20 protein-coding genes are annotated in these 21,539 nt (G+C 47.7%); 12 read left to right on the plus strand and 8 right to left on the minus strand.

All coding sequences use genetic code 11. From position 1 onward, the window contains the following. The first annotated feature begins 2 nt into the window (after nt 1–2). Nucleotides 3–1,721, plus strand: a complete 1,719-nt coding sequence (locus IE163_RS01605) for an alpha-amylase family glycosyl hydrolase (protein WP_189429437.1) — start codon at nt 3–5, stop codon at nt 1,719–1,721. Between the two features lie 254 nt (nt 1,722–1,975). Then, nucleotides 1,976–3,742 (plus strand): C4-dicarboxylic acid transporter DauA, encoded by a 1,767-nt coding sequence (dauA, locus tag IE163_RS01610; RefSeq protein ID WP_189429446.1) that lies wholly within the window; start codon nt 1,976–1,978, stop codon nt 3,740–3,742. Here dauA and IE163_RS01615 read toward each other — a convergent pair. Beyond that, entirely contained in the window at nt 3,700–4,746 is a 1,047-nt protein-coding gene (locus IE163_RS01615; protein WP_189429448.1) for a LacI family DNA-binding transcriptional regulator, read from the minus strand. The genes dauA and IE163_RS01615 overlap by 43 nt on opposite strands. A gap of 82 nt (nt 4,747–4,828) precedes the next feature. Further along, the gene (locus IE163_RS01620) at nt 4,829–5,509 is read right to left on the minus strand and encodes a DUF3334 family protein (RefSeq protein ID WP_189429449.1); all 681 of its coding nucleotides are present in this window, start codon (nt 5,507–5,509) and stop codon (nt 4,829–4,831) included. 170 nt (nt 5,510–5,679) lie between these two features. On the opposite strand from IE163_RS01620, the gene IE163_RS01625 reads away from it, so the two are divergent. Next, nucleotides 5,680–6,864 (plus strand): multidrug effflux MFS transporter, encoded by a 1,185-nt coding sequence (locus IE163_RS01625; RefSeq protein ID WP_189429451.1) that lies wholly within the window; start codon nt 5,680–5,682, stop codon nt 6,862–6,864. Here IE163_RS01625 and IE163_RS01630 read toward each other — a convergent pair. Then, the gene (locus IE163_RS01630; RefSeq protein WP_189429453.1) at nt 6,861–7,013 is read right to left on the minus strand and encodes a hypothetical protein; all 153 of its coding nucleotides are present in this window, start codon (nt 7,011–7,013) and stop codon (nt 6,861–6,863) included. The two genes, IE163_RS01625 and IE163_RS01630, sit on opposite strands and share 4 nt — an antisense overlap. Nucleotides 7,014–7,222: 209 nt before the next feature. Here IE163_RS01630 and pyrC point away from each other — a divergent pair, with 209 nt between their 5' ends. Next, on the plus strand, nt 7,223–8,254 hold the full coding sequence (pyrC, locus tag IE163_RS01635) for a dihydroorotase (protein WP_189429455.1): 1,032 nt from the start codon (nt 7,223–7,225) through the stop codon (nt 8,252–8,254). 127 nt (nt 8,255–8,381) lie between these two features. Here the strand turns inward: pyrC and IE163_RS01640 are convergent, their stop codons facing one another. Next, nucleotides 8,382–9,884: a YifB family Mg chelatase-like AAA ATPase gene (locus IE163_RS01640; RefSeq protein WP_189429457.1), complete on the minus strand. Its 1,503-nt coding sequence runs from the start codon at nt 9,882–9,884 to the stop codon at nt 8,382–8,384. A gap of 230 nt (nt 9,885–10,114) precedes the next feature. On the opposite strand from IE163_RS01640, the gene IE163_RS01645 reads away from it, so the two are divergent. Further along, on the plus strand, nt 10,115–13,333 hold the full coding sequence (locus IE163_RS01645; protein ID WP_189429459.1) for a DEAD/DEAH box helicase: 3,219 nt from the start codon (nt 10,115–10,117) through the stop codon (nt 13,331–13,333). A 9-nt stretch (nt 13,334–13,342) separates the two neighbouring features. Here the strand turns inward: IE163_RS01645 and IE163_RS01650 are convergent, their stop codons facing one another. Then, nucleotides 13,343–13,720 (minus strand): c-type cytochrome, encoded by a 378-nt coding sequence (locus tag IE163_RS01650; RefSeq protein ID WP_189429461.1) that lies wholly within the window; start codon nt 13,718–13,720, stop codon nt 13,343–13,345. Nucleotides 13,721–13,885: 165 nt separating this feature from the next. Between IE163_RS01650 and IE163_RS01655 the strand changes: the two genes are divergently transcribed. Further along, nucleotides 13,886–14,929 carry a hypothetical protein gene (locus IE163_RS01655; protein ID WP_189429463.1) on the plus strand — a complete coding sequence of 348 codons (1,044 nt, stop codon included), beginning with the start codon at nt 13,886–13,888 and terminating at the stop codon, nt 14,927–14,929. Nucleotides 14,930–14,948: 19 nt separating this feature from the next. On the opposite strand, the gene IE163_RS01660 is transcribed toward IE163_RS01655, so the two are convergent. Both IE163_RS01660 and IE163_RS01665 read right to left on the minus strand, forming a co-directional pair. After that, complete coding sequence (locus IE163_RS01660) at nt 14,949–15,572, minus strand: DUF2799 domain-containing protein (protein WP_189429465.1); 624 nt, start codon at nt 15,570–15,572, stop codon at nt 14,949–14,951. Between the two features lie 34 nt (nt 15,573–15,606). Then, nucleotides 15,607–17,022 carry a sensor domain-containing diguanylate cyclase gene (locus IE163_RS01665; RefSeq protein WP_268248608.1) on the minus strand — a complete coding sequence of 472 codons (1,416 nt, stop codon included), beginning with the start codon at nt 17,020–17,022 and terminating at the stop codon, nt 15,607–15,609. A 169-nt stretch (nt 17,023–17,191) separates the two neighbouring features. Here IE163_RS01665 and IE163_RS01670 point away from each other — a divergent pair, with 169 nt between their 5' ends. The 6 genes from IE163_RS01670 (at nt 17,192) to IE163_RS01695 (ending at nt 21,090) form a co-directional block, all read left to right on the plus strand. Beyond that, nucleotides 17,192–17,749, plus strand: a complete 558-nt coding sequence (locus IE163_RS01670) for a histidine phosphatase family protein (RefSeq protein WP_189429470.1) — start codon at nt 17,192–17,194, stop codon at nt 17,747–17,749. Nucleotides 17,750–17,833: 84 nt separating this feature from the next. Continuing rightward, nucleotides 17,834–18,454 carry a hypothetical protein gene (locus IE163_RS01675; RefSeq protein ID WP_189429472.1) on the plus strand — a complete coding sequence of 207 codons (621 nt, stop codon included), beginning with the start codon at nt 17,834–17,836 and terminating at the stop codon, nt 18,452–18,454. Between the two features lie 10 nt (nt 18,455–18,464). Further along, on the plus strand, nt 18,465–18,857 hold the full coding sequence (locus tag IE163_RS01680; RefSeq protein WP_189429475.1) for an MAPEG family protein: 393 nt from the start codon (nt 18,465–18,467) through the stop codon (nt 18,855–18,857). A 46-nt stretch (nt 18,858–18,903) separates the two neighbouring features. Further along, nucleotides 18,904–19,704, plus strand: coding sequence for a GNAT family N-acetyltransferase (locus IE163_RS17930; protein WP_189429477.1), 801 nt, complete (start codon nt 18,904–18,906; stop codon nt 19,702–19,704). A gap of 24 nt (nt 19,705–19,728) precedes the next feature. Further along, nucleotides 19,729–20,547, plus strand: coding sequence for a substrate-binding periplasmic protein (locus IE163_RS01690; RefSeq protein WP_189429479.1), 819 nt, complete (start codon nt 19,729–19,731; stop codon nt 20,545–20,547). Between the two features lie 216 nt (nt 20,548–20,763). Beyond that, the gene (locus IE163_RS01695) at nt 20,764–21,090 is read left to right on the plus strand and encodes a YceK/YidQ family lipoprotein (RefSeq protein WP_189429481.1); all 327 of its coding nucleotides are present in this window, start codon (nt 20,764–20,766) and stop codon (nt 21,088–21,090) included. 89 nt (nt 21,091–21,179) lie between these two features. Here the strand turns inward: IE163_RS01695 and IE163_RS17710 are convergent. Continuing rightward, nucleotides 21,180–21,539, minus strand: a 360-nt coding sequence (locus IE163_RS17710; protein WP_229833394.1) for a LytR/AlgR family response regulator transcription factor, incomplete at its 5' end; no start/stop codon positions are given.

The raw sequence follows: 21,539 nt of genomic DNA on the forward strand, positions 1-21,539 counted from the left end.
CGATGTTAAAAACCTCATTAACGGCGCTGGCACTGGCGCTGGCGTTAACCGCTTGTAAACCGGCTCCACAGCAAGCGACAGTCGTGACAGCAGATAAGGCTGTTTCTGCAGCCCCTGCTAGCGCTGTTCAGCAAGCCCCTTGGTGGGATGATGCGGTGTTCTATCAGATTTGGCCGCGCAGTTTTTATGATACCAGCGGTGATGGCCATGGTGATTTTAATGGTATGACTGCCAAGTTACCCTACTTACAAGAGCTGGGTATAGATGCTATCTGGCTGACGCCAATGTTTGAAGCACCGTCCTATCATGGTTACGATTTTACCGAGTTTTATCAGGTAGAAAGTGATTATGGCAGCATGGCCGAGTTTGAAGCCTTTATTCAGGCGGCAGACGCCAAAGGCATGAAGGTCATTCTGGATCTGGTGATTAACCATATCTCGCGCGAGCATGAGTGGTTTCGTAAATCGGCCGAAGGTGTAGCACCCTATAAAGACTACTTTGTTTGGCGTAAAGACTTACCGGCCAAAGGTAAAGGCTGGGGTCATGCCTGGGATACCAATGATAACCCGGAAGCCGTTTGGCATTATGACGAGCGCCGCGGCGAATACTACTATGCCGCCTTTGGTGCCACGCAGCCAGATCTCAATCTTGAGCACCCGGATGTGGTTGCCGAAATGAAAAAAATGGCGAAGTTTTGGCTAGATAAAGGCGTAGCCGGTTTCCGCTTAGATGCGGTGCGTTTTGTGATGGAAAGCGGCCCTGATGGTCAGGCAGACTTACCTGAAACCATTGATTATTGGCGCGATTTTAATGCTTATGTGAAAAGCATCAACCCCGAGGCCTACTTAGTCGGCGAAGCCTGGGTAGATATTCCGGTTGCGGCGAAATATTGGGGCAACGGCGAGGGCTTAGATCAGGGCTTTGACTTTGAAGTAGGTTATAAAATTATTGGCCAACTGCAGCAAGATGCTGGCAATTCGGCGCAATTCGGTACCATTAGCGGCACGCAAAGTGGCGAGCTACACCCCTTGCAAGAAAACCTGCAACGCCGCTTAGATTCATCTGCACCACTGGCCTTTTTCACGCCGTTTTTAACCAACCATGATCAAGAACGGGTGCCTTTCCAGTTAACGGGTGACCGCGCAACAGTGCTGCAAAAATCCAAGTTAGCTGCTGCTATGCTTTTTAGCTCGCCGGGTACTAAGTATATTTACTACGGTGAAGAAATTGGCCTAACGCAGGCGCAAAGCGGCCATGATGTGTATAAACGTGCGCCTATGCTGTGGAGTACCGACAGCCAGGGCGGCTTTACGCAAGCGCCACTTAGCTGGGTAGAGCAAAAAGAGTTATTCACCATCGCCTTTGATAATTGGTGGCCAGACTTTTTACAGCAACAACTGGCGCAAGGCGGTAATACTGTCGCCGAGCAACAATCCCAGCCTGATTCTCTGTGGCGCTTGTATCAGTTTTTAATTGCTCAGAAAAAACAGCGGCCTGAGTTAACCCTGGCGGGTAGCTATCAGGTAACAGAACCTGCTGCTGGACTGCTGCAAATTGAGCGCGAGCTAAACGGCAGTAAAACCCGCTTCCTGCTCAACCTTAGTGCTGAGCAGCAAGCGATCAGTAATTTGCTGAGTAATGAGCTTACGGCTAGCTGGGCCTTTGACTTGCAAGATAACCAGTTGAGCGCTTATGGCCTGTTAGTGTTACAGAGCAACTAAAGTCTCCCTTTCCCTGGCAGCAGTTTGTGGTCGCTGTCAGGGAACCTCCCACACTCTCTAAACTCAATATTTGGGCGTCATGGCCGTGTTAGCTGAGTGCTTTTCTAAATCTATTAAGCATATACCGTATATAAAATGGATTAGCGCAAAGTGTTTTTATAGCGTTTATATTACCGACTAATAGTGAATAGCTGAAAAGGTAGACTAGATCTAGACTTAGCGTATTACTGTTTGATTAAAAAGTAGAAATGGCTATGTCTCATCGCGCTCATTTATTTTCGTTACGCATAGGCCATGCCCTGCGCGAGAGCTGGGCTGAGGGTTATAACCGCCAAAAGCTGCTAAAAGATCTGCTGGCGGGGGTGACGGTAGGTATTATTGCCATACCGCTGGCCATGGCGCTGGCGATTGCCTCTGGCGTACCGCCACAATACGGGCTTTATACCGCCATTATTGCTGGCTTTGTTATCGCCCTTACTGGTGGTTCCCGCTTTAGTATCTCTGGGCCTACCGCGGCCTTTGTGGTGATCCTGTATCCGATAGCGTTGAAGTACGGGCTAAGTGGCTTACTGCTGGCGTCGGTGCTGGCAGGCGTGATGCTGGTAGCCATGGCGCTATTTCGGCTGGGGCGCTTAATCGAATATATTCCTGAATCGGTCACCCTGGGGTTTACTTCGGGTATTGCTATTGTGATTGTGATCTTGCAGGTTAAAGATTTTTTTGGCTTACCCCTTACTGCCTTACCTGAACATTTTGGCGATAAAATTTGGCTGTTAGCACAAAGCCTACCGCAAACTGCCTGGGCCAGTTTAGTGGTGGCGGTAGTGACGTTAGCGGTGATGATCGGCTGGCGCCGATTAAAAACACCAATACCGCCGCATTTACCGGCACTGTTTATCGGTACCTTGCTAGGTTTACTGTTACTGCAATTTGGCGCTGACTTACCCACTGTGGCCTCGCGCTTTAGTTATACCGCCACGGATGGTAGCACCGCGGCCGGTGTGCCGCCTTATTTACCCTACTTTGACTGGCCCTGGAACCGGCCAGGGCCAGAAGGTGTACCACTTAGTTTTAGTTGGCAACTGGCCAAGGATTTATTGGCCGCTGCTTTTGCTATCGCCATGTTGGGGGCGATTGAATCGCTGCTTTGTGCTGTGGTGTTGGATAATGCCAGTGGTCGGCGCCATAGTGCCAATAGTGAATTATTGGGGCAGGGCATTGGTAATATTATTACCCCATTTTTTGGTGGCATTACGGCAACTGCCGCGCTGGCACGCTCATCGGCTAATTTTAATGCCGGGGCACAATCACCGATTGCCGCTATAGTGCATGCCTTAGTGGTGCTATTAGCATTGTTGCTGTTGACCCCAGTGTTAGCTTATATCCCAATGGCGGCGCTAGCCGCTTTACTGGTGATGGTCGCCTGGGGCATGAGCGAGGCACCTAAAGCACTGCACTTATTAAAAACCGCGCCGCGCAGCGATGTACTGGTGTTTTTAGTCTGCCTGCTGCTAACGGTAGTGTTTGATATGGTGATTGCTATCACGGCCGGTATTTTATTGGCTACCTTATTGTTTATGAAAGATATAGCGGCCATGACCAAGGTAACGGATATTTCTGCCAATCGGAAGCAAGTCGATCAACCTTTGCCTGAGGGCTGGAAAGTACTAAAAATCAGTGGCCCACTGTTCTTTGCGGCGGCGGATCGTATCTTTGCCGAAATCGCCCTGCTTAGTGCCGGGCAACGTGGCTTAGTATTATATATGGATGGGGTGCCATTGCTGGATGCCGGCGGCTTAGCGGCGCTGGATAAATTGCGCGATAGCTGCCGCAGGCAGCAGGTAGAGTTGTTGATTGCCGATTTACAATTTCAGCCATTAAAAACCCTGGCTAAGGCTGGGGTACAGCCTGAACCGGGTTTGCTAACTTTTTATGGCAGCTTGCGCGAAGCGCTAGAGCAGTTACAGCAGCGTCAGGCTCAATTGGCGTCGGAGTCGCCCACGGCCGCCCCGCAAGACTGACGAATGACCAGTTTGGGTTCAATTAAGGTATCGGTAATAGGTTGGTTATTAATCAGTTTGAGTAGATTATTCACCAACAGTTCACCGGCTTTACTGGTATCTTGCTGAATAGTACTTAAGCCAGGTGACGCAAAAGACGCTGCCGGAATATCATCGAAGCCCATCACGGCAATTTCTTCCGGAACCCGAATGCCGCGCCGCTTTAAACAACGTATTACGCCAATGGCAATTAAATCGCTGGCGCAAAATATCGCATCTACGGCTTGTTTGCTGACTAGCAATTGTTCGGTGGCCAGATCGCCAGCGCTTTCGGTAGAAATAGCATCAAAGTGCGGGATCTGCGTGGCATCAATGCCGGCTTTGACCAGGGCATCAATAAAACCTTGATACCGAGCGCTAAATTCTGGGCTACCCTCCGAAGCGTTACCAATAAAAGCAAAATTGCGATGGCCGGTGTTAATTAAGTGCTCGCCGGCTAAATAGCCACCCTGCCAATTATTGCTGCGGATGGTAAATTCGGGGTGACCCAAAACATCAGCGCCCCAGCACACAAAATGGGTTTGTTGGGCCAGCAGTTTGGCCAGTTTCTCTTCATAGTCTACGTAATCGCCATAACCTAACAAAATAATGCCATCGGCCTTTTTACTGTCTTCGTAGTCGGCATGCCAGTCATCACTGAGCTGCTGAAACGAAACTAATAAATCCTGACCACTTTTAGCACAGGCCCGGGTAATGCTACCAAGCATAGAGAGAAAAAACGGATTAATGAGTGATTCGTCAGTAGTAGGATCTTCAAATAGCAATAACGCCAAAGTGCTACTGCGTTGTTTACGCAGATTACTGGCGTTTTTGTCCACTTTATAATTAAGTTGTCTGGCAATGGCTTGCACTTTTTCGCGGGTTTCTTTATTCACCTGTGGGCTGTCACGCAAAGCGCGTGACACCGTAGACTGCGAAACACCTGCCATATAAGCAATATCAAAAGAGGTAGCTTTTTCTTTCATAAGTTCGCTTATGTCATGCTAAGAATATTTTGCTCTGGCGGCAGTCTGCCAAAGCAAAGCGAGTATCACTAGATAATTAATCTTAAAGACCCAGGTTGCTTAAAAAATCATCATCTACCATATCTGCTGCGTCTGGGGCCTGATCCAGTTTGGCTTGCTGGTTTTTCGCTTCGGCCAAAATATCATCTGGATTATCTTGCTCTGGTACTTCAAAATCTTGCAGCTTAATAAACTCGGTTTTATCCATCGCCAGCTCCATATAAAAAATATTATGGTCAGGCGTATTAAAGGTTACGCGGCGGGCCTGGGGTTGGTCTAACTGGGTATTAATTAAAATTTGTACCTGCTTATTAATCGCCATCATTTTCGGCTGGCTTTGATTAATTGAGGTTTGTAACTGTAAGCGGACCTGACCGGTAAAATCACCAACGATTTGATTCATTAACTCGCCCATCACGTTGCCCACTTCATCCGAGGTATGAAAGGAAGCTAATTCCGACTCCGGCATACCCATGCTAAGTAAATAACGGCGGTAAATTTCCATGGCGGCAGGGGCGGTAAAGTTAATAATAACCAAGCCAGAAAAGCCACCGTCAAATAACACAAAACAACCTAAATCAGGGCGCAGACAGGTTTTCTGAATTTTTTGTACCATCTTTGAATTGCTAACGCCAGGATTACCGGCCGCCGCTAAAACCTTTTCTACCGAGCGGCAAAGGGTTAGTAAAATATCATCAGTTGTGACTATGGTGCTTTTTTTCATAATTAGATCCACCAGAACAGGGAATAGCATTACTTATAATTCTGACACGTTTTTACCGTAGTTCAGGCTTTTTTACCATCTTCGCACGGCAAAATTATTATTTTGTTTATGGTATACTGGCTTTGTACCTATTTTTCTGCAATTTCAAGCCACCTGGAGATCTTTTCCTGATGAAGGAAGCCAGCCCCTCTTTACGCTTAGTCGCGTTACTTGCTGCCGTTATTGCTATTACGCCTTTGGCTATCGATATGTATTTGCCAGCGATGCAAATGATGGTAACGGATCTCGATACCAGTATGGCCCTGGTGCAGCAATCACTGAGTGTGTATTTAGCGGCTTATGCTGTGGGCATGCTGTTGTTTGGTCCTTTGGCCGATATGCTTGGGCGCCGACCTTTAGCCTTGGCCGGTTTAGCTGGCTTTTTACTCAGCAGTGTTATGTTGAGTTTAGTCAGTAGTATCGAATGGTTTTTATTCTGGCGGGCGGCACAGGCTTTTTTGGGGGCGGCGGCCACGGTAGTGATTCCGGGTATTGTGCGGCATTTATACCAGCAACATACCGCTAAGGGGATGTCTTATGTATCGATGATTATGATGTTGGCACCTTTAATCGCGCCGGCGGTGGGGAGCTTGGTGATGTATGTTAGCCACTGGCAAGTTATTTTTGATGTGTTGGCTGTGTATGCTTTGCTGATGTTGTTGCTCAGCTGGCGTTTTATGCCCGAGGTCCCCAGAGCCGAGCACGCGGTTAAACCGGCCTTTTTTAGTGGTTACCGGCAAGTGTTTGCTAACAAAGTGGCTTGGCCGCATATCGCGACCTCGATGTTTGCTTCTTTTAGCTTTTTTACCTTTTTAACCGCAGTGTCTTTTATTTATATCAGCTACTTTGGGGTAAGCGAGCAGTTATTTGCGCTGCTTTTTGGTTTAAACGTGTCGGCCTTAATGTTAGCTAACTTTTTAAATAGCAAACTGGTTACCCGTAAAGGACCACAGCGTATGCTGAACTTAGGGCTAATGCTGGCGGTTGTCTCTGCGCTATTGCTCAGCGGGTTTAATTATTTAGGATTAGGTTTGTGGTATACGGTGTTAACGATAGCACCGCTGATGGCCAGTTTAGGTTTGGTTGCGACTAATGCTGATGCGATGATTTTAATGAAGTTTCCGGATCATACCGGCACTGCCACAGCGGTAATAGGCACGTTACGCTTTGGTATCGGTGCCTTAGCTGGGCCTTTACTGGGTTTATTCTATAACGGTACTGCTTTGCCTTTTTCCTTGCTGATGCTCGGTGGCATAGTGTTCATTTTACTCGCCCAGCTAAGTCGCCGTTATCAGGATCGCCTGCAAACAGCTTAAATCTTGCATGCACCGCCACTGCATTCGTCATCTTCATCACCAAACTGCGGCTCGGCAGCGGCCAGAGCTGCTGCCGCTTGTTGTGCAGCCACAGAATCTTCAGCGGCGGCAAAGTCGAGGTGGTCTAAATCCAGGTCAAAATCTGACATCTTCATGTCTCCGAAAACGGGTTACTTGGGCAAGCTAGTCTAGCAGAGACTATGGCAAGGCGGATCCAAATTTTGCCTGTCTGGCGCTAAAAAGAACCGCTGCTAATTTCTTACTGCCTGCTTCCTTGCTATGATATCGACACTTTTGATGGCGGTACCTTTTACCGCAAGACGTTGCGCGTGAACGCCCTTACTTTCCGGAGCTTATTATGACCACACTGACCCTGCAAACCCCTGATGATTGGCACCTGCACTTTCGTGATGGCGATATGCTACTGGAAACGGTTCCTGCGACAGCCCGGGTATTTCGCCGCGCCATTGTGATGCCAAACTTAGTGCCGCCGGTCACCACCGCAGAACAAGCCGTAGCTTATCGTGAGCGTATTTTAGCGGCCCGGCCAGCTGGCAGTGAGTTCTATCCTTTAGTTACGCTGTATTTAACCGATAAAACCAGTAAAGCGGATATTTTGGCGGCTAAAGCGGCCGGTGTGGTCGCTGCCAAGCTGTATCCTGCTGGTGCGACTACGAACTCCAGCTCAGGCGTTGCGGCGTTAGATGCACTCTATCCAGTATTTGAAGCCATGGCAGAAGCCGGCATGTTATTGCTTATTCATGGCGAAGTGACGGATCACGATATCGATATTTTTGATCGGGAAAAGGTGTTTATTGACCGCTATTTGCAGCATATCGTCGCGCGTTTGCCACAATTAAAGGTGGTTTTTGAGCATATCACTACGGCTGATGCTGCCAGCTTTGTCGCCTCGGCATCCAGCAATGTGGCTGCGACTATTACCCCACAACATTTGCTGCTCAATCGTAACGATTTATTAGTAGGCGGCGTACGCCCGCATAACTATTGCTTACCGGTCCTTAAACGCCGCACCCACCAAGAAGCGCTGCGCGCGGCGGTGGCCAGTGGTTCCAGCAAGTTTTTCTTAGGCACTGATTCGGCTCCGCATGAAAAACACCGTAAAGAATCGGCCTGTGGTTGTGCCGGCTGTTATAGCGCGCACAGTGCTATTGAGCTTTATGCACAGGTATTTGATGAACTAGGTTGCCTGGAAAAACTGGAAGGCTTTGCCAGCCACTATGGCGCTGACTTCTATGGCTTACCACGTAACAGTGGCACCATTACCCTAGTAAAAGACAGCTGGCAGGTACCAGGTGAAATTACCTTACCAAACGGCGAGCCGATAGTACCATTCTTTGGTGGCCAAACCTTAAGCTGGCGCTTGGTTTAACCCTATCCGCAGCTATCCCTTGTGCAGGCAGGGGATAGCTTTATACCTAGGTGATTTTTATCTCTAGCTGACGTGCGTATCTTGAAGTGCACTTGGGTATAACCTTACTTACTAGCGCTATAGCGCCTTACTGTTTTAAATACTGAATCAAGCGCTCTAACGCGCGATAGCTAATGGCTTCCAGCAAATGTGCTTTGGCTATTTGCTCGCTTTGCTGCAAATCGGCTATGGTTCGCGCCACTTTTAGTAGCTTATGAAAGGTACGTGCCGAAAGTTTGAGCCGCTGTAAGGTATCTTCTAAAAACTGACTATCGCTGTCAGTAAGCTTGCAATGTTGTGTTAATTCCCGCCCGCTAAGCCTGGCATTGGCTTTACCCTGACGCGCAATTTGTATTTCCCTGGCGGCAATAACCCTCTGCCGCACCTGCTCGCTACTCTCTTCTGCTGCTTTGCTACTTAGAGTGCCGGCTGGTAATAATGGCACTTCAATTTGCAGTTCAATCCTTTCAATAAAAGGGCCGGATAAACGATTTAGATAACGTAGAATTTGCTCATGGCTGGCGCGGCCATCTTCATGATGGCCTGTTGGGCTAGGGTTTAAGGCTGCGATCAATTGAAACTGAGCCGGAAACTCCGCCTGACGCGCTGCGCGCGAGACATGAATATGTGCCGTTTCTAAAGGCTCACGCAGCACATCTAACACTTTACGCGGAAACTCGGTCAGCTCGTCGAGAAACAGCACACCGTGATGCGCCAAAGAAATCTCACCGGGGCGGGGTACTGAGCCACCACCGACCAGCGCCACTGCAGATGCCGTATGATGCGGTGCCCGATAAGGGCGTTGTCGCCAGTTTTGCTGATCTCTGGGTTGGCCAGCAATGGAATATAAGGCTGCCGTCGCTAAGGCTTCTTGTTCAGAAAGCGGCGGCAAAATACCGGCCAGGCGCTGTGCTAACATCGATTTACCTGTGCCTGCTGGGCCAAACATCAGCATATTGTGTTCACCTGCTGCGGCAATTTCTAATACTCGCTTCGCTTGTTGTTGGCCTTTCACATCGGCTAAATCGGCTTGCGGCAGGCTCGGCTGGGCAGGTAGCGGCGGAATAGCAGGTAGGGGTTGCTGCGCCAGTAAAAAGCTGTGCACTTGTAACAAGTGGGTAGCGCCGTACACCTTGGCATCGGGTATTAAACAGGCTTGCTGCGCATTGGGCATCGGCAAAATGGCGGCGCGGCCGGCATCACGGCAGGCAATAGCTAATGGGATCTCGCCTAAGATTGGCCTTATTTCACCCGATAGTGCTAGTTCGCCACAAAACTCATAATTTTCGCTGCATTTATCTGGCAATTGCCCAGAGGCGACAATAATGCCGATGGCAATGGCTAAATCAAAGCGGCCGCCTTCTTTGGGTAAATCGGCTGGTGCTAAATTAATGGTAATGCGTTTATCCGGAAAGGTAAAACCGCTATTTAAGAGGGCACTACGTACCCGATCTTTGGCTTCTTTTACCGAGGTTTCGGGTAGCCCCACTAACTGAAAAGCGGGCAAACCATTGCTTAGATGTACCTCTACCGTCACTAAAGGTGCCGCCAGTGCAAAGCGGGCGCGACTATAAATAATGGCAAGCGACATAGCAATTCCCTGCAGCTAAGGATGCTATAAGTTTATTTTATTGTTAATTAATTGCAAGTTTTCGGGTTGTGCCAACCTTTGTGCTCTGAGCAGTTGAATTTCGCGTATTTTAACAGCACAAGGCTATGGTCTGCGGCCGCTTTGCGGTAGCATAGCCGTTTGGCTGTTTATTGCTGTTGCTAAACTGACAGCCATATTTTCGTTGTGCAAAGTAAAGAGAGCCCAGTAAGTTGACAGAGCAAACTGACGTTGAGCGTTCCACCTTATTTCCGCTAAGTGAAGCAAACCTATTGCAGTGGTTTGATACCGCTACGGTGCATCGCGCCCGCGCCTATTTGCAAGCAGGCAAAGTATTAAAGCTGGAATACTCTGATGATCTTAGCCAGATCAGCGCTCAGGTTTGGGGAGCCGGCTTTGCGCCTTACCGGCAAAAGTTATCGCTAAGCCAATACGATGGCAAGTGGCAACTACAGGACAGTTGTAGTTGCCCGGTCGGAGGGCGTTGTAAGCATGTATTGGCGGTGCTTTTAAAGCTAAAACGTGATTATGCCCAGCAGCAACAGCGGATCCGTCAGCTACCTTTATTGCAATTAGACCATTGGTTCGCTGAGCTAGAGCAACAACAGCAGCCCACTGTGGCTGAGCCAGAAGATACCGTATTGTACCTACTTAGTTATGGTCAGGCCGGCTTGCAGCTTTATCCCCGACGGGTAAAGCTGTTAAAAAAAGGGGGGTACAGTAAAGGGCAGCCGTTAGGCAAATACGACTTGATTAGCCCACAACCACCTTCCTGGTTAAGTGAGGATGATTACCGCTTGCTCACGGTATTTCGCTCCCACAATAGCCAGGAGCAGCATGTATTAGAAGCGCGCTGGGGTTACGAATTGTTGCAGGAAGTTTTGGCAACAGGGCGCTGTTACTTTGGCGAAGCACGCTATGAAGTGAGCTGGCAAGCTACCCGACCGTTAAAGCTGCAATGGCAAGATAAAGAACAAAGCCAGCGTTTGGGTTGGCAGATTGCCGATGATGACGCCAATCAATTAATTTTCACCGATCCACCTTGTTTTATTAATACTGATCACTACGAGCTGGGCTTAGTCGAGACCGCCCTCAGTGGCCGCGAACTAAAGTTGCTGGCCAAGATGCCACCTATCCCAGCTAACCAATTAGCATTACGCTTTGGCCGTTTACAACAATTATTTAAGCAAGTAAGCCTGCCGGTGCCTGAAGGCATTGCTGTACAACAAGTGAATGTTGAGCCAGCGCCGGTATTGGCGCTACAAATGCGCGTGCAACAAGGCAATATGCCGGCAAGGCCTACTGCCATTTTATATTTTGATTATGCTGGTCAGCGCTTGCCGTTAAATCTTAGCGAAGCGCAAACCGAAGTGATTTTGCCAGAGCAAAGCCTGTTTATTAAACGCCAGCGCGCCGCCGAAACTGCGGCGCTAGAGCAATTAATTGCCCTTGGGTTGGTAGATTGCACCTTGCCCGCACCAGCGCATAATTTAAGTGCCTATGGTGTTGGTGATGGTCCGGATAACCCGGAGCTGTGGCAGCCACTGCTTGATACCTTAGACGACTTAGCAAAACAAGGCTGGTTGATTGAGCAGGCTGCTGATTTTAATCTGCAAATTTTAGATGCCACCCCTTATTTACAGGTGCAAGACGGCAAGCAAAGTGGTTTTGAATTGGGTATTCAGGTGGATATTAACGGTCAGCAGGTACCCTTGCTGCCCCTGATTAGCCAATGGTTGCGCCAGTTTGGCTTGCCGACTGCCGGGCAAACTATCTGGTTAAGTTTACCGCAGGGTAAATTAGCACTGCCGATGGAGCTGATTCAGCCGTTAATCGATACCATTGTTGAGCTGCTGAATTTGCAAAAGTCGCCGCTTACGCTGGAGTTACCTGATTATAAAGCTGCGATTTTACCGCCACCGGGTGCGGCCGAGATCCAGTATTTAAATGCCAATCGCCTGTCACGGTTAAGCGAGCAATTACATAACTTTCAGGGCATTACCGAGGTGGCTTTACCCGACGGCTTGAATGCGGTGTTGCGCAGCTATCAGCAGCAAGGACTCAATTGGTTGGTGTTTTTACGCAGCTTTGGCTTGGGCGGGATCTTGGCCGATGACATGGGATTGGGTAAAACCCTGCAAACCTTAGGTTTTATTTTGCATGAAAAGCAGCAAGGGCGCTTAACGCAACCCGCCCTAATAGTTTGCCCTACATCTTTGTTGGGTAACTGGCAAAATGAAGCGGCGCGTTTTACGCCGGGATTATCGGTGTTACAGGTATACGGCGCTAAACGGCGCCCCTTGTTTGAACAACTGGCCGATTATGATGTGATTGTCACTAGTTATCCGTTATTGGTCAGGGATTTACCACTTTATCGGCAGCGCCCTTTTAGTTTAGTGGTGTTGGATGAAGCGCAGCATATTAAAAATGCCGGTAGCCAGGCCGCACAAAGCGTGCGGGCGTTAAAACGCGAGTTTAGCCTGGCGCTATCGGGTACGCCGCTGGAAAACCATTTAGGCGAGCTGAAATCCCTGTTTGATTTTGTGTTGCCCGGGTTACTGGGTACCGAGGCGCATTTTACCCAAGTTTATCGTAAACCTATTGAAAAGCATGGTGATTTGGAGCGGGCGAATCATTTAAAACAAAAAATAGCGCCCTTTATGTTACGTCGCACTAAGCGCCAGGTAGCAGCAGAATTACCGGAGAAAACCGAGATTGTGCAATTACTGGAGTTAGAAGCCGATCAGCGTAATTTATACGAAAGTATCCGGCTGATTATGGAAACCAAGGTGCGCGAGCTCTTTATCCGCAAAGGCGTGGCTGCCAGCCATATTGAATTTTTGGATGCCTTATTAAAGTTGCGGCAAGCCTGTTGTGACGCGCGCTTAGTGCCGATAGAACAAGCACAAAGCGTGCGGCATAACGCCAAGCTTAGCTGGCTTAGAGAAAACCTGCCCGAGATGATAGAAGAAGGGCGAAGAGTGTTACTGTTTAGCCAGTTCGCCAGTATGTTGCACTTGATAGAGCAAGAGCTGGATTTCCTGGGGATTAGCTATAGCAAATTAACCGGGCAAACCAAGCAACGGCAACAGCAAATTGATGCCTTTCAAAATGGTGAAACCGAAGTGTTTCTCATCAGCTTAAAAGCCGGTGGTACAGGCCTTAATTTAACGGCAGCCGACACGGTGATTCATTATGATCCCTGGTGGAACCCTGCAGCAGAAAATCAGGCAACCGACCGCGCCCATCGTATTGGCCAAGACAAAGCGGTGTTTGTGTACAAACTGATTGCCCGCAATACGGTAGAAGAAAAAGTACAGCAGTTACAGCAACATAAGCAAGGCTTAGCCGATCAGATGCTGGGGAGCGGTAAAGGCCAGCTCTGGCAGGGCAATGCGGAAGACTTGCTGTCGTTGTTTGCTATGGAATAACGGTGAACGTTACTCCTGTTTAGGTTTCGGTGCAGGTAGTAACGCGTAAAAAGCAGCAAGTAGCTCGATATCAGCATCTGTTAAGCCTCTGGCTTGTGGGCTCATTAGCGCATTTTTGCGGGCACCATCGCGATAATCACGCATCGCCTGCGCTAACTGCTCTGCCGATTGCCCCGCCAGGCTTGGATATAACGCCTGACGCGAAATACCCTGGGGGCCATGACAAGCCGCACAGCTACGCGCGCGCAGGCTGCCTTGTTGTAACAGCTGTTGTTGTTCGGCGCTATAGTTAACCGTAGCTTGAGTTGGCGCTGGCGCTTTTTCGCAGGCACTGAGTAGCACCGAGGCCGTTAACGCTATGATGAGTGGTCGATAAATTTGGCGCATACTGTTCCTCTTGATTAAAAAATACCACCATACCCAATATGGCAATATAGCTGCGCGTTTATTTACGAGCTTATCAGCAAAGCCGCCGCACTTCGACTAAAGTTGCAGCAGTAAAATGGCTATTTTCCGATATGGTTAATTCAGTTAGCCTAGCCCGGAACCGCCATGGACTTACATCAACAACCTTTTGCTGCGCGTTTAAGCTGGTTAGAGCACCTGGCGGTGGCGCATAGCGCCAATTATATTGCCGAAACCGCACAGCGTAGCGCTTATCAGCTAACGCATCCTACCAAACTTATTGCCCTAAAATGTATGGATGGCCGTATCCATTTGCCGCATGCCACTAAAACGCCACTGGGTATTATTCAGCCGTACCGTAATTTAGGGGGGATTTTTGATTTGGGCTGGCCCTACCTGGGCGATTTGCTGTGCGAGGATATTCAGCAAAGCCTGCAAGCAGGCCTGCCAGTGCTAGTGCTGGTGACCTATCATTTTTCAGCCGGCGATAAATGGCGGGGCTGTGCGGGTTTTCATTGTGATAGAGATGCAGCTTTAGCTCAGGCTCTTGCTATCCGCGATCAGTTACAGCAAATCTTTGCTGATTATCCGCAGTGTTTTGCTTTGGTGGTGGGCTTTGAAACTGACAGTGATGCGCTGGTATTGCATGGCAGCACCGGGCGGATATTAGATCTTAGTCAATATACGCCCGCTATTTCGCCGCAGCTGCCGGTATTATTACAGCAGCTTTGCCCGCACTTACCCTCGAGTATGCAACAAGATTTACTGCCATTATTGCACGGCAACTTATTACACAGTGCCGAGCAAAGTAGTAAACGCCGACAGCTGGATGTGGAACATCGGGAATGGATGCTTTGTCTGGGGCGGGGCTTTGATTTTTTGCATGTGCCCAATGTGGCACTGATTATTGGCCCCTTTAGTCCGGATTTATCACAGCCAGTGAAAAAAGCCGCTGCCATTATCCGTACTAATATTGAACAGCAGCGTATTTCAGACGATGGCATCTTACTGCTGGCGTCGGTACCCTATTATCAGCAAGGTGCAGACAGAAAGCGTGCCGAATTAAAAGCGGCGTTTTTCTGTCAATTTGCCAAAGCGGTGATTAGCGAGGCAGAGCCAACACTGCTACCTTTATTGCAAAGCCGCAGTGCCGTAATGTATTGGCCTAAGCGGCAGTTGGAATGGCTATAGGGACAGTCAGCAGCAACCTTTAGTAGCGCGGTGCATAAGCATTTAAACGGTCTAGTTCGCGTTGAAACACGATAATAGCGGCAGTTAACTCGTCACGGGTTAGCTTGGCTTTTCCCAGGGCTTCATTACTCTTGGCCAGTTCATCACGTATGCTTACCCGCTGCTCACGGCTTAGGCCATCGGCGACTAACTTTTCGTTAAGTGCGCTAATTTGCTTTTCTAAATCCGTAATATCACTGGTTAATTGTCTAAGTTCAACACGGGCATTGTCCAGAGTACTTCTTGCCTGATACACACTTTGCCCATCGCGGTAGCCCAGCATAAAGGCATCTGTAAACTCCGCCGGGCAGCTATTTTGATAGGTAAGGTTTTCCATACCCTGCAAAAAGCCATTTTTGGCGGTGCAAAATTGCACTGAGCCTTCATAGTGACCGGCACGGTAGCTGTCTAAATCAGGCGTCACACCATGTTTGGCGCAGTCCTGCCGATAATGTCGAATATGGCTTTCATTGCGGCCTTTTAGGCCATCTTCAAACCCCAGGGTGCGCCAGTCAGCAGTTAGACAACCCGCTTGATCTAAGGTGGCGCAGCCAGATAACGCCAGTAAGATGCCTAAGGCCAGAGTGATATGAGTTTTCTGCATCGTTGCTAAACCTTCGTATTGTTATTTTGCTACGTTATGCTGAACAGTAAACCTGATTCCGGCCAGCTTGTTTCGCGTGAAATAAAGCTTGATCTGCTCTGGCAAAGAGTTGGCTAAAACTTTCTAATGGTTTTTGTTCGCAGACGCCGATACTAATACTAACCTGTTTATCAAGGACTGCAATGTGTAGCTGTTCAATGCTGAGTCTTAAGCGCTCGCAAAGTGCTAGAGCATCTTTTGCTGAGGTGTTGGGTAACAATAGCATGAGTTCGTCGCCACCAAAGCGTCCCAATAAGTCATCTTGGCGTAGTTGTTGTTCTAGTTTGCGACATACTTGCTGCAAAACGTTATCGCCCACTTGATGACCTAGTACATCATTAACTTCTTTAAAATGATCAAGGTCAAGCACGGCCAAGCAAATCCGATCTTTACGCCGATTGGTGTGAGCTATCAGCATTTCAGCTTGCTCAATAAAGCCTTGTCTGCTTAAAACGCCGGTGAGCATATCAGTTTGCAGGCTTAGCTGTAGCTGTTGATTGGTCGTTTGTAATAGCGGCACTACGGTGCCATAGAGCATCGAAACTGCAATCATCGCCATCGTGAATTGATAGATTGCCGCAAATTCCAATAAGTTTAACGCGGCCATTAAACAAACAATAGTTAAGCTCATTAAAGCTAAACAACTAAAACTGCGCCAAACAGATTCGGTGTATACCAGCCACATGGCTGGAAGGCTTAAAAATAAAATAAAAAAGGAAAGCTCTAGTGTTCTGATTTGATGAGCTAGCAGCATGCTCACACTCAGAAATAGTAAACAAATGCTCACTTTGATAACAAAACCTGTGAAAGGATTGGCGTGACTATCGAACAAAGAGGGGGCTTGAGTTTTTAAAAGTTTTAGAGATCTTTTATCTAGTAGCAAGATAAATAATGGGCTCAGCGTAATTAAAGCAACCAAGTCTCCAATCCACCAGCTTAGCCAGATACTTTGCCGCTCTGCATTATCGATAATGCCGGCGAATTGCAGAGACCAGGATCCCGTAAAAGCAGCTAAAAAAGCCGCTATTGCCGCAAGTAGCAAATAGGCTACGACTAAACCAGTATAATTGACTTTTTTTGTGCGAATGAGCAAGCGTAACAACATTGCACCCAATAAATAGCTACCTGCGTGTGCAAGCGCGGGTAATACGGTTGTTAGGTAGGCTACAGGCTCAGCAGCCTGGTTTTGTTGGAAATGCAATATGCTCATCAATAAGCAAATAGAAAAAAACGCAGGGAAGAGTTTTATGCCAAGTAAAACCATGCCGGCAAAACTTAATGCTGCAGGAGGATACCAAAGGCTGGCATGAGGGCTATATTCCAGTAATCGGGCACCCTGATAAAGCAAAACCCAGCCTAACATCAGTATCAGGCTTAAGAAAAAAATATTGGTAAGCGGTTTCCGTAACAAAATATTCGTGTCCGTACGATCATATTAGTGAGTAATGTAATACAGAACACCGTTGCAAGCTACTTGAATAAACACTAAATTTCAGAGGCAATACAGTAATAAGAGCATTTAAACTCATCTATAACTCTGGCTGTCCCGTAAAATTAAAAAAGCTTAAAAAGGGCCAACTATGCGCTTTTTGTTTTGTTTATTATTTTGCTCCTTTCCGGTTGCAGCGACGGATACCGCTGCGGCTTGGCAAGCCTGGCGCGACGGTCAGGCAGTGTTAATATTACGTCATGCGCTGGCGCCTGGCGTGGGCGACCCTGCAGGTTTTGTGTTGGATGATTGCCGCTCCCAGCGCAACCTGAACCAGCAGGGCCAACAACAAGCGAAGGCCTGGGGCGAAAAACTGCGGCAACTGCATGATGGCTCATTTCGTTTATATAGCAGCCAGTGGTGTCGCTGTTTAGAAACTGCGCAACTTATGGCTATTGCCGAGGTAAAACCTTTACCTGCCTTAAATTCGTTTTTTGCGGGCAGAGGTGATGCCCAAGCACAAACTCAGGCACTGCTGCAGTATTTTTCAGTTAACATCAGTCCAGAACCAATAATACTGATTACTCATCAGGTTAATTTTACCGAGCTAACAGGCATTTTTCCGCAATCTGCTGCCGGTGCTCTAGTGGCTTTACCGTTGACTTATCCTGCCAGAGTATTAGCGCAAGTTAGTTTAGCCGACCTATAATCGTCAGTTTGCATTGCTAGCGGCCTTTTGTTTGGGTATAAAAGTAGTTACTTAGATCTGAACGCCACAAAGGGATGAAGAGCGATGGCGAACTTTTTTTTCTATAGCAGCCTGTTGGTCGTTTTAGGTTTATCTAATCCAGTTGTAGCCCGAAATGCAGAGCAAGCCTTACATTGCCAATTACAAGTTCCTGCCGCGGTTATGGGCAGTGGTATCTGGTATCAAATGGGCTACCCATTTAATTTAACGGCGAATAATCTTGGCTTAATTCCAGGGAGTACGGCTTATCAACTGGCTGAACTCGCGTATCAGCTACAGCAACAAGGTTTACCAGAAACAGCTATTACTCAGCAAGTACAGCAGCGTTGTACTGGTTTTAGTTTATCTGAACTGACACAAGACTCTTCTTTTTTTGCAGAAAACGGTGCGACTCCGCCGGAGTTAACGGCTTGTGGCGATGCAACAACCTTGGTAGTGCAAAGCTTTAGTATGTTGGAAGCACAGCCAGTAACTATTGATAATCTTCTGGCAGTGATACTGGGGGAACAGCACATTCCCACGATACGACAGCTAGCCGAGTTCGCGGTGTCGCTTAAGCAACAGCAGCAATTGGAGACTACTATTCTGGAGCGGTTATTCAGCTATTGTCAGGAGCAGAGTATCAGTTTTAAACAACAATTAGCAGCAGATTACTATACACAATAGGAAAGATTTAATGATTACTGGGATATATGCGGCTTTGCTGGCCTTGCTGTTTATCATTTTAAGTCTGGCGGTAATTACCAAGCGTCGTCAGTTGCAGGTAGCGCTGGGCTCTGGAGGGCATAGCGCGTTAGAGCGTGCGATCCGAGTCCATGCTAATTTTGCAGAATATACCCCTATAGCGCTAATCTTATTGTTCTTGGCGGAAACTAATGGCTTAGCGGCTCCTTGGTTGCACGTGCTGGGGAGCATGTTAGTGCTTGGTCGGTTAAGCCATGCCTATGGTGTCAGTCAGACGAAAGAGCCATTGCAGTTTAGAGTATGGGGTATGCTGCTTACCTTTGGTGTCTTGACGCTAAGTGCTTTAGCGATATTAGTTTTAGTGTTAGTGCGTTCGGTTTATTAACACTAAAGCATGTTCAAGTAATAATTATTAGAAGATTAACAACTTTATGCAGATTATTCGTGATCCACTGGAGTCTCCCGCTGTTATCGCCCTACTTGAGGCTCATTTGGCCGATATGTATGCCACTTCACCACCGGAAAGCGTGCATGCCCTAGATATCAGTAAATTAAAAGCGCCAGATGTAAATTTTTGGACGCTCTGGCAAGCAGACAGCTTATTAGGTTGTGTCGCTTTAAAACAACATAGTCCAACAATCGGCGAGATTAAGTCGATGCGCAGTGTCCCTGAAGCGCGCGGCAAAGGGGTAGGGCGCGCTTTATTGCAGCACCTGGAGCAAGCTGCTGCAGCTATGGGCATTACTAAGCTGTATTTGGAAACTGGGTCGATGGATTTTTTTCTGCCGGCGCGCCGCCTTTATGAAAGTGCTGGCTTTGTGCACTGTGGCCCTTTTGCCGACTATACTGAAGATCCATTAAGTACTTATATGATGAAAGATCTGGGCGCGCCACCAGATGTCACCGAGCCGGTAAGTCGTCAGTTAGAGGCCTATAATGCTAAGGATCTGGCCGCTTTTGTGCGTTGTTATCATCCAGAGGTACAGGTTTTTCGTATGCCGGCAAGCAGTCCGGTGTTACAGGGGCTTGAGGCTTTTAGCCAATTTTATGGACGAGAGCGTTTCACTTTGCCAGCTTTACAGGCAAAGGTGCTTTCACGTATGGTAGTGGGCAACAAAGTAATCGAACATGAACTTGTTAGCGGTATATCAGAGCAGCCCTCTGAGGTTGCCGTGGTGTATCAAGTTGAGCAAGGCTTAATCACCCAAGTCTGGTTTTATGCGGCAAGTTAATCTTAGTAGGATGTCTGTATTTTGGTGAGATCCGGTTTAGATAGTATTTGGCTAGTGCTTGGTTTGCTGTGGTTCTTGGGGCAGTGTACAGAGCTTCAGGCTGAAGAGTCCAATCCAATCCTCCCAACTTCAATTGAGATTAGTACTGGTGAATGGCCGCCATTCTTAGGTGCTGAACTACCCGAACAAGGCGTGATTGCCCGCCTGATCCGCGATATTTTTGCCGAAGCGCAGATCAGTGTGCAATTTACTTTTTTGCCTTGGAGCCGGGCGATGCATGATACGGTTAATGGCAAATATGCGGCTACGGCTGTTTGGATGTTTGCGGATGATCGGGCAAAAAATTTTCTTTACAGTGCTGCGGTGCTGAATGAGAAATTTGTATTTTTCTACCGGAAGAGCCAACCCTTTTATTGGCAGCAACTGACCGATCTACAAGGCATGATAGTGGGTGGCGTGAGTGGCTATAGTTATGGCCCCAACTTTGATGCAGCAGTTAAAAACCACATTATTGGCTTGGACATCGTTGGAACCGTAGAACAAAACTTCCAGCGCTTGGCGCTTGGGCGGGTAGATGTCGTAGCGGAAGAGATCAGCGTTGGCTATCATATGTTACAACAACGTTTGCCCGATATTGCCAATAGCATTACCCATCATCCGCAACCCTTACTGGTTAATCAAAGCTTTTTATTATTTCCTAAAACTAATCCACAGAGCGAAGCGCTAAATTTATTGTTTAATACGTTATTACAAGAGTTTAGAGCCAATGGTCGCTATGATGATTACTTTGATACCCTGACCACGGCGGAATCTGGTTCCTTTTATCAACCTTTGCAACCCTAATTTACGTTTGTCTAGAAAGGTTAACTGCATCTCATCTGACTGTTTTCCCTTTTTTGCTAATGTGGAACAGACACCTCTGTAGATACGCTTATTTTCGTTATAGATAGCGTATCTAAATTAAAATTAATAAGATTCATCATTGCAAATGTCTGTTTACTTTTATGTCACCTTAAACTAAGCTCAGCTCAGTAGCGACTTAGATTGATGGATAAGCGAATGAAAGTTATGTTGATTGTGGGAATTGCTTTGTCGTTGTCGGCATGCGCTACCGTCAAAACTCTACCGCCCAGCACTACCCATGTTGTGATTGAGCACTACGGCAAGAAAAGTTATTGTAAAGAAATCCCGCGGGTCTACAGTGGTTTTGCCTTTAACTTATGCAAACTTAATGGCGAGCCCAGCCGTCAGGAAAACTTAGGTAGCAGCTTTAACAACGTACCGTTTTTTATTATCGATGGTACCTTCTCGCTGGTTGCCGATACCGTAGTGTTGCCCTATACCCTTTATACGCAAAGTCAGCATGGCAGTATTGAGGTAAATTAGTTTAGCACTTAGGTTCGTTGTAACTATTATGCGCTGTATTGGGCCAGCGGTATCAACGATATGCTTGTCGATGACTTAGTTTGGTAACGCTATGACAATAACCCTGTCAGACAATGCTTATATAGTTTACCCACTTTAATTTGCTGCTTGCCGTCCAGCCGAAGTTGTTCATTATCTACGGCTAAAACTTTCTGTTTATTTACTACATAGGATTTATGTACCTGCACAAACTGCTGCGCCGGCAGCTGTTGTACTAGTTGTTTTAAGGTGCTGCTAACCAGTGTCATCTGCTCACCTTGCCATACTTTGACATAGTTACCGTAGGCCTCGAATAAGCTGATGTCATTTAGTAGAAACTTACGTTTTTCCCGGTCAACTTTCAGCACTATATAAGGCTCTGCAGGCAGCTTGGCACTGGTTATGCGCCGTCGCACTTTGTTAAGCGCCGT

The organism is Alishewanella longhuensis, from assembly GCF_014653435.1.
Taxonomy (GTDB): domain Bacteria; phylum Pseudomonadota; class Gammaproteobacteria; order Enterobacterales; family Alteromonadaceae; genus Alishewanella; species Alishewanella longhuensis.